Raw genomic sequence first — 11,366 nt, forward strand, 5'->3', positions numbered from 1 at the left:
CTCTATGTTGAACAAATTTATTCAAAAAGAAATGATTGCTACTCGATTTGCAAAATCGCATTGGACTTATGCAGATCAGGCACGTATTCAACAAAATGTAGCGAAGCATTTAAGCGAGCTGATGCGTCTTTATGTTTCATCTTCTGAGCTTGCTAAAGTATTTGAAATTGGATGTGGAACTGGAAATCTAACTCAAGAGATGTTTCATCATTTTAAAATGGATCAAGTCATTTTGAATGATTTATATGCTGATGTTGAGCATACCATCAGTCATCATCAGCCTGTCGAGTGGCGTATTGGTGATGTCGAAAAAATTGAGTTACCCAAAGACCTTGATTTATGTGCCTCAAGCTCTGCATTACAGTGGATGTCTGAGTTTGAAAGATTGATACAGAAAATTTATTCGGCTTTAAAGCCCAATGGTTATTTTTGCTTTTCAACTTATGGGCCTCAGAACTTAAAAGAAATTAAATCCTTAACTGGACAAGGATTAAAATATTTTGATCAAAGCCAAATTAAAAGCTTACTAGAGCAGAACGGATTTGAAGTGATGCACTGTGAACAACAATTGGCTCAATTACACTTCGCGCACCCAAAATTGGTCCTAAAACATTTACAGGCCACAGGTGTGACGGCAACCTCACAGGGGTTTCGTTGGACGAAGGAAAGTTTGAATCAGTTTTATCTAGGTTACCGACAATTTATTGCGACTGATGAGCAAGAGAATCTTGTATATCCTTTAACGTATCACCCTATATTTTTTATCGCACGGAGTAAGTCATGAGTGCTCAAATCTACTTTGTGAGCGGTATTGATACTGGAATTGGAAAAACATATGTCACTGGTTATTTGGCAAAAATTTGGCGTGAACAAGGGCGGAATGTCATTACTCAGAAATTAATTCAAACGGGTAATGTGGATGTTTCTGAAGATATTGAAAAACATCGTGAAATTATGGGGTGTGGTTGGTTAGAGGAAGATACTCAAAAACTCACTATGCCTGAAATTTTCAGTTATCCTGCATCGCCTCACTTAGCGACACGTATAGATGGGCGAAGTATTGATTTCGCTAAAATTGAACAAGCGACTCAACAGTTGTCCTCTTCATATGAAGTTGTTTTACTTGAAGGGGCGGGTGGCTTGATGGTCCCTCTAACAACACAATATTTAACCATTGATTATTTGGTGGATAAAAAATATCCCATAATTTTGGTGAGTTCGGGGCGTTTGGGAAGCATCAACCATACTTTGTTGAGCTTAGAGGCACTGAAGCATCGTGGGCTTGAGTTATATGCTCTAGCATATAATTTGAATGCTGAATCTGACGATGAGCTTATTTCACGTGATACATCTACCTACTTAAAAAATTATTTATCGCAACATTTTCCAACAGCACGATGGGTCGATATACCTAAATTAGATTGATCTGAATGATTTTCTATTTCGTGCTTTTAAATTTTTATTGGCGTACTTGAGTATAAAAGGTAAAACAAAAAAATGGACTAATATGGTTACTAGCATAACCATTATAAATGCGCCCGAGAAACTCGAGGCATGCATAGCCCCCAATAAAGAGTATAGAGTGATGGATATGGGAGCGATGCTGGCTAATATATAGCTTTTAGCAGGATTATTTTGACTGAATTTCATTGTAAATAATGGTATATAGTTAAGAATTACGAAAAAATATAATCCGCAACAAAACAATACTCCTGCCCAAGGATATTGATATTCATCTTGTAATAATCCTCTTGATTGTAAATAGCTTGAAAGGAATTGCCCTTCATAAGCGATATAACAGCAAGCCAATAGATAAATGATGAAGAGATACAGGAGAGTAGTATAATTTTTTATCATGATTTTGAATGGTTATTATGAAAAAAGCCACTATAAAAATAGTGGCTTTTTGATTCAAGTTTTAATTAAAACTTTTTAAAACCTTTGTTAATACCAAAAGGTTTGCGTTGACCAAATTTATTTTCATTACGTGGTTTGTAATCAACAGAATTGCCGTTTACTTCACCTTTGTTTTCAGGACGCTTATTGCGGAAATCCTGATTTTCAGTGCGAGGGGCACGATTGTTGAATCGATTCTCAAAGCCTTCTTGACGTGGCGCACGTGCATTGAAACGGTTTTCTGAGCCTTCTTGACGCGGTGCGCGATTGTTAAATCGATTATCGCTGCGGCTTTGATCAGCACCACCTTGACGGAAGTCACGGCGTGGTTCTTGATGCTCGCCTTCGTCACGGCGTTGTTGGCGTAAATAACCACCACGACGTGCTGCAAGTGGTTTCTCTTGCATACGTTCATTGCGGCGTTTCGCCATACCGTAAAGACCAGTACCTTGACGTGGTTTGAGTTCAACAGACTTAGTTAAGTTATCAATGTCATTTTTATCAAGTTCAATCCAACGACCTGTACGTAATTCACGTGGCAGAATGACTGTACCATAACGTGTACGTAATAGACGGCTGACTTTTAGACCTTGTGATTCAAAGATGCGGCGTACTTCACGGTTACGTCCTTCTTTTACAACCACTTGATACCAACGGTTAATCCCTTCACCACCAATTTCCGAGAATGACTCAAATTTTGCTGGACCATCATCGAGCATGACACCATCTGTCATGTTCTTTTTCAGTTGAGGGGTCACTTCACCCATCACACGTACAGCATATTCGCGTTCAATTTCACTAGATGGATGCATTAAGCGGTTTGCAAGCTCGCCATCGTTTGTGAAAAGTAATAATCCTGTTGAGTTGATATCTAAACGACCAACCATGACCCAACGATCACCCGGAATTGATGGTAATTGATCAAATACAGTTGGGCGATTTTCAGGGTCGTTACGTGAACAGATTTCACCTTCAGGTTTGTAGTAAATCAATACACGACGACGGATTTCATCTTCAATTTGGAACTGTACTTTACGACCATCGATACGAAGCTCATCGGTTGGTTCGATACGTTCACCTACTTGAGCAACTTGACCGTTGACACTAACACGACCGGCAGCAATGACTTCTTCCATATAGCGGCGAGAGCCCAAACCTACACGTGCCAATACCTTTTGCAATTTTTCACTCATAACAGCATAACCTTAGAAATAATCATCAACAGTTCACCTATTTACGACTTGGGTGCGTGAGCATCCAATGCCATAAAAGCTTCCTTGGCATCCTGTAGGGGAGGCAGTTGATTTAAATCACTTAAACCAAAAGCATTTAAAAATTGTGGCGTTGTAACCAACAACGCGGGTCTTCCTGGAAGTTCCCGGAAACCAGACTCTTTAATCCAGTTCCAATCGAATAACGTTCTGAGTTGCTGACTGTTATTCGTGACTCCTCGAATTTGCTCAATATCGGCTCGGGTAACGGGCTGATGATAAGCAATCACTGCTAGAGTTTCTAACAATGATGGTGATAATTTAGTTGGACGTTCTGGCCAAGTTTGTGCAATCACTTGTCGATACTTAGCACGAACTTGAAAGCGAAAACCTTGAGCTGTTTCAGTCAGCTCAATTGAACGACCGTGTTGTAACACTGCAAGCTGTTGCAAATATGCGCGCAGTTGTTGTTTGGAAAATTGGTTTTGAAATGCCTCTTTCAAGCGTGCAATAGAAACAGGCGCTTCACTGGCAAAAATAATAGCTTCGAGCTGCATGAGCACTTCGTGGTGTAACTCATCAACTTGAAAGGAGTTTGATTGATCAATGGTCATATCATCAGCCCTTGAATTGCCAGCGGGGCTTCAATACCTGATGCAATAATTTGAACTTTTTGCTGACGTGTTAGCTCTAATATTGCCATAAACGTCACCACTAACCCCATACGGCCTTGACTTGGTTTTAAAAGTTGATCAAATTTCAAAACTTCACCTGATTTTGTCATCTGTTCAATATAGGCAATACGTTCTTCAAGCAAAACAGGTTCTTGAGTAATCTGGTGTGTAACAGGCTCTGGGCGATTAAAAATACAAAACATTGCATCGCGCAGAAGAGAGGCTTCATAACCTTCATTTACTGTATTAATTTGTCCAAGACTAACGTTGGGTAGAAAAGTATCACGGTCTAAAATTGGCATTTGACCGAGACGCTCAGCAGCTTGCTTGATCCTTAAATATGTCTCTAAGCGATCTATTAATTCTTGTTTTGGATCTTTTTCAATTTGAATTGATTTAGGTTTAGGAAGCAGTAAGCGTGATTTTAAATCTGCTAATAATGCCGCCATCACCATATAATCTGCGGTTAACTCAATATTGAGTGACTTCATACTGTCAATATATGACAAATATTGCGTTGCAATCGGAGCTATATCGAGCTGAAGTAGATCGAAACCGTTTTTTTGGATGAGGTAAATTAAAAAGTCGAGTGGTCCTTCGAAATGTTCTAATAGAATTTCGAATGCTGCAGGCGGTATATATAAATCTTCAGGAATCGTATCTTGCCACTCATCTAAAACACGGATGTGTGGAAGTGCGTCCATGGGATTATGGATAGCTTGAGTCATTACAATTATTAGCCACGCGAATTTTCAAAAGCATGTTGGGCGATTCAGGAGATCACATATCGAAATCAGTAAAAGGACAGTGATTCGAATAGCATAAAAACAATATGGGTATTCTAAATTAAATCGAGTGCTGAATATATCTTTATCCGCAGTTTTACGATAAAAAATTTGAAATAAATAGGTAGTATTTTTTAAGGTTATATAGATATATTTAGTGTTTTAACTAATAAATGTAAACTGGTATTCATTGTTAGCGTGTATTCGACGAGAAGTAAAAGAGTATGAATAATTTTCAAAAAGTAGAACAAAATGTATATGAACAAAGTGTAGGTATAAAAGTTCACTCATATACTCACCCTATAGACTCATTCAAAGCGTTGAGTGGAACGTATGTAAATTTATATCCCTTAAATTTAATTCAAAATATTGAAGAGCTTGCAAGAGATCTATTCCCACTCAAGATTACAGATGAGTTTATTTCAAGCTTTACCTATTTGCCTTACGATGCGCCAACTTCGATTGAAGATTTGTCATATAAACTCTCATCGTAATTTGGTACACAAGTGAATATTTATTATGTTATTCGCATAGCGAAAAAACCAGTGGGGTGGATCGCATTGATGAATATCGGGTTGGATGATGGAGTGGTTGAAATTGGGAATGTATACTTCTCAGCAGATTTAAAACGGTCTAGAGCTGCTACAGAATTATTATTTTTACTGTTGAATGAGTGTTTTACTTTAGGATTTAGGCGTATAGAGTGGAAGTGTCATGAGTTGAACTTAGCTTCCAAAAAAGCCGCGCTACGATTCGGTTTTCAATATGAAGGAATGTTTAGACAACATAAAGTGGTCAAGGGAAGAAACCGAAACACGCTTTGGTTTTCAATGTTGGATGAAGAGTGGCTGACTTTAAAAGAAAGTTATTTAGCTTGGCTTGAACCAAGCAACTTTACGCAAGAGGGTCAACAAATAAAGACCCTCCAAGTAATTTATAAAGAAAAATCAGCGTAAATTAAATAAAGCGAGATGAATGGTGAGGCATTTTACTCAAAAGCACTCACATCACCCACGCCACGGCGGATAATTTCAGGTTGACTTCCTGAGAGATCAACAATACTTGTTGTTGTTAATGTGCCAAGTCCACTATCAATAAAAACATCAATTCTTTTACTTAATTGTTGTTCTATTTCATATGGATCATCCAAAGGCTCAGTTTGACCTGGAAGAATCAGGGTGCTGGTGAGTAAAGGCTCACCCAGCTCTTTAAGAAGCATTTGACAGACTGGGTTGCTCGGTACACGTAAACCAATGGTTTTCTTTTTGGGGTGCATCAAGCGACGAGGGACTTCACTTGTCGCTTGCAAAATAAAGGTGGTAATCGCAGGTGTATTATTTTTAAGCAGACGATAAGTTGCATTATCCACTTTTGCATACGTTGCAATATCTGAGAGATCCGCACATAAGATCGCATATTGATGCTTAGCACCAAGATCACGGATTTGAGCAATTCGTTCCATTGCTTGCTTATTACCAATTTGGCATCCGATGGCATAGGCCGCATCTGTTGGATAAACCACGACATCGCCTGCACGTATTCTTTCTACTGCTTGAGTAATAAGTCGAGATTGTGGATTGTCAGGATGTACTCTTAAATGAAGCATTTTATTTTCTCCTGATTATTTTTTCGTATTATTGCGTGCATAGACATTCACTTCAATGTCATGAATATATATTTACTAGACTTAATCTAGCGATGCACGAGAAAATTCATCCAAATGTAATGTTTTGCCACTTCTGAGACACTTACAGATGCACTGAATAAAGTGTTGAGCATCTCTTGGAAGCTGAGCGTCACCTGAAAAATAGCGCTGTACTTGAGCATAAACATTGTCTTTAAAAGACTGTCCATCACCACCTTCACCCGTTAAATTGTCCAGAGAAACGCGGAATTTTCGACCAAAGGCTGTGGCAAACATCCATTCTATTGCTTGAGGTTTAATTTCGACTTGTTCAAATAGGGCTTGTTGTTCAGCGGTTCGACCATCTGGTGCATACCAGTAGCCAAGATCAGGAAGAGTGCGACGATGATCTCCTGCGATTGTCCAATGACTTATTTCATGTAAAGCACTATTGAAAAATCCATGTGCGAATTGGATGCGAGCGGGTTGTTGGTCTGAGGCAGGGAAGTATTCAGGTTCAAAGTCGCCTTTGACTAATGTGACATTTAAGTGGGAAAACCAATGATTAAAGTGTAAGATAAGCCAGTCTACCTGTTGAGCTTCTGTTTGCAGATTTACCCAAGGTGCGAGTTGCACGCGGTCTAAGTGATCGGTCAAATTTGAGGTCGAAGGATAGTGTAACTGTAATGAAGTTGTGACTTCAGGTTGCGGCTGCAACTGATGCATGACTTGATTAACCCAAATGATCTGTCTGAATAAGTGCAAAATTGTATCTTAATCTTTGACAGAGTACTTATGAATTTGTAGAATTGCCGCCTTAATTATGTCAGCAAATACCTTTCCGGCACAGATTGAGCCGTTTAAATGGGCTGAACAGGGCTTCACATGGTCAGGTACACTGCCATTGTCGCGCTTTGTTCGTATATCCCGTGAAGCTGTTGGGTCAATTGATAATCAATTGATCAACATAGACTGTAAGCTATCAATGGATGCGTATCATCGTATCGTTTGGCTTGATGGTAGTGTTGAAACGAAGGTTCCAATGGAATGCCAACGTTGTTTGGATACTGTTGAATTACCTCTCGAATTGGACTTTCATCTGGCTTTAGTCGATGATGAGTCACTGATAGAGCGCTTGGATGAGGATGCTGATTTCATCGTCTTAGGTGAGAGTGAAGCAACGACAAAAGGTTCATTTGATGCACCTGCAACCGCTGATTTACTTTCTCTCATAGAAGATGAATTGTTATTGTTGATTCCTTTGTCACCAAGACATGAGTCTTGTGAGCATAAGCATCAACCTGCCCAAGAAGAAGTTGTTGAAGAAAAACGAGATAATCCGTTTGGTGTTTTGGCAGCTTTGAAGGGTAAACTTAACTAATTTTTGTGTTATACTCTTAGGTATAAGACAATCGAATTTGTTCTGATCCATTTTTTCGATCTTTGTAAGGAGCCATCATGGCCGTTCAGCAAAACCGTAAAAGTCGCTCTCGCCGTGACATGCGCCGTTCACATGACGCTTTAACCGAGAATGCATTAACAGTAGACCAAACGACTGGTGAAACTCACCGTCGTCACCACGTAACTAAAGATGGTGTCTACCGTGGTCGCCAATTATTCGCTAAAGCAGCTGATGCTGAATAATTGGTGATGTATTAAGCGTCAAGCTTAGTAGAAAAAATGGGAGCGTAAGCTCCCTTTTTTTATTTGTATTTTTTGTTGTATTTGGCAATTACCAAAGCTTTTTTTTAATGATAAATTTCGCTCCATCAAATCAGTTAAGACTTGAGTTTGATGTTCAAGATGATCGAAATTAATCAAAATTGAATAGTCAAGCTCTGAATAAAGGATTTTTATATGTCTGCTAAACGCCTCGAGCAAGCCGTTCTTGCGACCAAAACTGCATTTGTTTTTCCTGGACAGGGTTCTCAAAAAGCAGGAATGTTAGCGGAGCTTGCAGAACAGTTTAGTAGTGTGCAAGAAACGTTTGCTGAAGCTTCTGAAGCACTCGGCTTTGATTTATGGCACATTGCGCAAAGTGGTGAAGGGTTAAACCAAACTGAATTTACACAACCAGTACTGCTCACAGCAAGCATTGCTTTATGGCGTGTATGGTTAGAGCTTGGTGGTGTCGTTCCTAAATATTTAGCGGGACATTCACTGGGTGAATACAGTGCATTGGTTGCTGCAGAATCTTTAAGCTTAAAAGATGCAGTTAAATTGGTGAACTTACGAGGTAAGTTGATGCAAGATGCTGTCCCTCAGGGGCAAGGTGCTATGGCTGCGATTCTTGGTCTTGATGATGCTAAGGTTGTAGAACTGTGTGCTCAAGTCACCGCTCAAGGTGAGGGTTCGGTGGAGGCTGCAAACTATAATGCACAGGGTCAAGTTGTGGTGGCAGGTGATACTTCACGAGTTGAAGCGTTAATAGCTTTGGTAAAAGAGCAAGGTGCAAAAGCAATTGCGTTACCAGTATCAGTACCATCACATTGTTCATTAATGAAGCCAGCGGCAGCAGAGTTTGCCAAAGCTTTAGCAGATGTTGATATTCAATTACCTCGCATTCCAGTGATTCAAAATGTCAATGCACAAGTGGCTGACAGTGTTGATGAATTGCGTACAGCGTTGACATCACAACTTTATCAGTCTGTCCAATGGACTAAAACACTTCAAGTATTGGCTGATCAAGATGTGAGCTATGTTGTTGAATGTGGTCCTGGGAATGTATTAACAAATTTAGCAAAACGTCTAGCACATGTTGAAAAAGCATTGCCTTTAGATACTAAATCTCGTTTAGAAGATGCTTTAAATACTGTATTAGTTGCAGAAGGGAAAATTGCATGACGCAGGAACGTAAAGTCGCGTTAGTGACAGGTGCAAGCCGTGGTATTGGTGCTGCGATTGCACAACAGCTGATCGAAGATGGCTTTTTTGTTGTAGGTACGGCTACATCTGATTCTGGTGCTGAAAAATTATCTACACAATTTGCTGAACATGGTGCAGGAAAAGTACTCGATGTTCGTGATGGAGCTGCAATTGATGCACTCATTACAGATATTGAACAAAGTTTTGGTCCTGTACTTGTTCTTGTGAATAATGCAGGTATCACAAAAGATAATCTACTGCTTCGTATGTCTGAAGATGATTGGGATGATATCCAAAATATTCATCTTAAAGCAGTGTTCCGTCTCTCTAAACGTGTATTGAAAGGTATGACGAAAGCGAGATTTGGACGAATTATCAATATTAGTTCTGTCGTTGCGCATTTTGCAAATCCAGGTCAAGCAAATTATTCAGCTGCGAAGGCTGGGATTGAAGCTTTTAGCCGCAGTTTGGCTAAAGAAATGGGCAGTCGTCAAATTACTGTCAATAGTATCGCGCCTGGCTTTATTGCAACTGAGATGACTGAACAGTTAAGTGATGAAATTCAGAAAAAAATGAGTGATCAAGTGGCATTGAACCGTTTTGGTCAGCCTCAAGATATCGCAAATGCAGTAAGTTTCCTTGCTTCTGATAAAGCAAGTTACATTACTGGTACGGTATTACACGTGAATGGCGGTTTATACATGGCGTAATGCGATGTATAAACTTTCAAATATATCAAGATTCAATTAAACTATAGGCATTATACGCCGCCACAAGCAATGAGGAGAATTCCTGTGAGCGATATCGAACAACGTATCAAACAAGCAGTAGCTGAACAACTTGGCTTAAAAGCTGAAGAGATTAAAAACGAAGCATCTTTCATGGATGACTTAGGTGCTGACTCTCTAGATCTAGTTGAGCTTGTAATGTCTTTCGAAAATGATTTCGACATTACTATTCCTGATGAAGACTCTAACGAAATTACAACTGTTCAATCTGCTATCGATTATGTAACTAAGAAATTAGCTTAATCATCAGATTCAGTTCTTTTCGAACTTAAAAGCTACCTTTATGGTGGCTTTTTTTTATTAAGGATTAAATTGCAATATTACATTAAGTTACCTTAAGTTTAAGAAAGATAACGGCGTTAGGTATAGTTCTTCTGTATAAAAATTAAGGGATCTAAATTATTTGATCACCAAACTGAAATAACAATAGGAGAATAACAATGGGTCTTTTTGATTTTGTGAAAGGTATTGGGAAAAAGAATACCGCACCAGCTGAGCAACAAGCTACACCAGCAACGCCAGCAGAGCCATCTGCTCAAGAAATTGCGAATAAATTATTGGGGCATATTAAATCACTTGGCTTACCAGTAACAGGACTGTCTGTGACTTATAATGCAAGCAGTGATTTAGCGACTGTAAAAGGACAAGTGCAAACTCAAGCAGATCGTGAAAAGATCATCTTGGCTGTGGGAAATATTGATCATGTTGCTCAAGTCGATGACCAACTTACTGTTTCATCTCCAGAGCCTGAAAGTAAATTCTATACAGTAAAATCAGGGGATAATCTTTCAAAAATTTCTAAAGAGTTTTATGGTGATGCAAATCAGTACAACAAAATTTTTGAAGCAAACCGACCATTACTTAAAAATGCAGATGATATTTTCCCGGGACAGGTTCTAAGAATTCCAAACTAAAATATTAGTGAATCTAAAAGACCGAGATTTAAATCTCGGTTTTTTATTTTAAAGTAACTTAATAATTTAAAACTGATTTCTAAATTATCAATATAAAACAATATTTTAACGCCTAGAAAATTTCTATAAATATATTTTAACTTCCATATTGCAATGGTGTTTTTGGCCATTTTTTAAGTTATTTCGAAGTAATAAGAATAAAAAATTGAAATAAACTCATTAATCCTAACTTTATGTTTTATATAGAAAAAATAAATTAGTAAAAATAAGTGTTTGAAAATAAATAAAATTTAATTTGTTTCAAGAAATAAAATATTGTTTCATTGGGTTTTATTATGTAACTTTAATTAAGTAATAGTGTAATTTTGTTTCTGGTGTTTTTTTGCAATATTTAAAAATTTTATGTCTAACTTATATAAAATAATAAATAATGAGATTTTTTTCACTATTAATTTATAAATTGTGACTTTGTTTAAAATTAAATATTCTCAATAAAAACATTGCTTTAAGAATTTCGAATGGGGTGTAAAAAATTTTTTTTAACTATGAATTTTTGTTGATTTTCAACTGACTTTTTATGACGTTTACATTGATTCTCAATCTGATAAA

15 protein-coding genes are annotated in these 11,366 nt (G+C 38.0%); 10 read left to right on the forward strand and 5 right to left on the reverse strand.

All coding sequences use genetic code 11. The features are described from left to right. Positions 1 to 4: 4 nt before the first annotated feature. Together bioC and bioD are read left to right on the forward strand one after the other, a co-directional pair. Positions 5 to 784, forward strand: coding sequence for a malonyl-ACP O-methyltransferase BioC (gene bioC / locus AC1M9E_RS02870; protein ID WP_481607901.1), 780 nt, complete (start codon positions 5 to 7; stop codon positions 782 to 784). Further along, entirely contained in the window at positions 781 to 1,425 is a 645-nt protein-coding gene (gene bioD, locus AC1M9E_RS02875) for a dethiobiotin synthase (protein WP_481607900.1), read from the forward strand. Before bioC ends, bioD begins: the two co-directional genes overlap by 4 nt. A 497-nt stretch (positions 1,426 to 1,922) precedes the next feature. On the opposite strand, the gene rluB is transcribed toward bioD, so the two are convergent. The 3 genes from rluB to AC1M9E_RS02890 are packed head-to-tail and all read right to left on the reverse strand — an operon-like array spanning position 1,923 to position 4,509. After that, a complete protein-coding gene (gene rluB, locus AC1M9E_RS02880; protein ID WP_081403293.1) occupies positions 1,923 to 3,089 on the reverse strand; it encodes a 23S rRNA pseudouridine(2605) synthase RluB in 1,167 nt (388 codons plus the stop codon). Between the two features lie 41 nt (positions 3,090 to 3,130). Beyond that, on the reverse strand, positions 3,131 to 3,721 hold the full coding sequence (gene scpB, locus AC1M9E_RS02885) for an SMC-Scp complex subunit ScpB (protein WP_035269219.1): 591 nt from the start codon (positions 3,719 to 3,721) through the stop codon (positions 3,131 to 3,133). Further along, positions 3,718 to 4,509, reverse strand: coding sequence for a segregation and condensation protein A (locus AC1M9E_RS02890; protein ID WP_481597909.1), 792 nt, complete (start codon positions 4,507 to 4,509; stop codon positions 3,718 to 3,720). Before AC1M9E_RS02890 ends, scpB begins: the two co-directional genes overlap by 4 nt. 281 nt (positions 4,510 to 4,790) lie before the next feature. On the opposite strand from AC1M9E_RS02890, the gene AC1M9E_RS02895 reads away from it, so the two are divergent. Both AC1M9E_RS02895 and AC1M9E_RS02900 read left to right on the forward strand, forming a co-directional pair. Continuing rightward, complete coding sequence (locus AC1M9E_RS02895; RefSeq protein ID WP_481607899.1) at positions 4,791 to 5,060, forward strand: hypothetical protein; 270 nt, start codon at positions 4,791 to 4,793, stop codon at positions 5,058 to 5,060. A 12-nt stretch (positions 5,061 to 5,072) separates the two neighbouring features. Continuing rightward, positions 5,073 to 5,522, forward strand: a complete 450-nt coding sequence (locus AC1M9E_RS02900; protein ID WP_481607898.1) for a GNAT family N-acetyltransferase — start codon at positions 5,073 to 5,075, stop codon at positions 5,520 to 5,522. A 32-nt stretch (positions 5,523 to 5,554) separates the two neighbouring features. On the opposite strand, the gene AC1M9E_RS02905 is transcribed toward AC1M9E_RS02900, so the two are convergent. Together AC1M9E_RS02905 and AC1M9E_RS02910 are read right to left on the reverse strand one after the other, a co-directional pair. Next, positions 5,555 to 6,172: an L-threonylcarbamoyladenylate synthase gene (locus AC1M9E_RS02905; protein WP_035269212.1), complete on the reverse strand. Its 618-nt coding sequence runs from the start codon at positions 6,170 to 6,172 to the stop codon at positions 5,555 to 5,557. 81 nt (positions 6,173 to 6,253) lie between these two features. Then, positions 6,254 to 6,916, reverse strand: a complete 663-nt coding sequence (locus AC1M9E_RS02910) for an elongation factor P hydroxylase (RefSeq protein WP_180028321.1) — start codon at positions 6,914 to 6,916, stop codon at positions 6,254 to 6,256. A gap of 97 nt (positions 6,917 to 7,013) precedes the next feature. Here AC1M9E_RS02910 and AC1M9E_RS02915 point away from each other — a divergent pair, with 97 nt between their 5' ends. The 6 genes from AC1M9E_RS02915 (at position 7,014) to lysM (ending at position 10,757) form a co-directional block, all read left to right on the forward strand. Continuing rightward, positions 7,014 to 7,571, forward strand: coding sequence for a YceD family protein (locus AC1M9E_RS02915; RefSeq protein ID WP_179999015.1), 558 nt, complete (start codon positions 7,014 to 7,016; stop codon positions 7,569 to 7,571). Positions 7,572 to 7,648: 77 nt separating this feature from the next. Next, on the forward strand, positions 7,649 to 7,834 hold the full coding sequence (rpmF, locus tag AC1M9E_RS02920; RefSeq protein ID WP_035269206.1) for a 50S ribosomal protein L32: 186 nt from the start codon (positions 7,649 to 7,651) through the stop codon (positions 7,832 to 7,834). Positions 7,835 to 8,047: 213 nt separating this feature from the next. After that, the gene (gene fabD / locus AC1M9E_RS02925; protein ID WP_481587231.1) at positions 8,048 to 9,034 is read left to right on the forward strand and encodes an ACP S-malonyltransferase; all 987 of its coding nucleotides are present in this window, start codon (positions 8,048 to 8,050) and stop codon (positions 9,032 to 9,034) included. Further along, on the forward strand, positions 9,031 to 9,765 hold the full coding sequence (gene fabG, locus AC1M9E_RS02930; RefSeq protein ID WP_481589204.1) for a 3-oxoacyl-ACP reductase FabG: 735 nt from the start codon (positions 9,031 to 9,033) through the stop codon (positions 9,763 to 9,765). The genes fabD and fabG overlap by 4 nt, the downstream gene beginning before the upstream one ends. Positions 9,766 to 9,849: 84 nt before the next feature. Beyond that, positions 9,850 to 10,086 carry an acyl carrier protein gene (gene acpP / locus AC1M9E_RS02935; protein WP_035269198.1) on the forward strand — a complete coding sequence of 79 codons (237 nt, stop codon included), beginning with the start codon at positions 9,850 to 9,852 and terminating at the stop codon, positions 10,084 to 10,086. Positions 10,087 to 10,283: 197 nt separating this feature from the next. Continuing rightward, complete coding sequence (gene lysM / locus AC1M9E_RS02940) at positions 10,284 to 10,757, forward strand: peptidoglycan-binding protein LysM (RefSeq protein ID WP_035269196.1); 474 nt, start codon at positions 10,284 to 10,286, stop codon at positions 10,755 to 10,757. The last annotated feature ends 609 nt before the right edge of the window (positions 10,758 to 11,366 follow it).

It is taken from the genome of Acinetobacter sp. 24-47-47 (assembly GCF_057737035.1).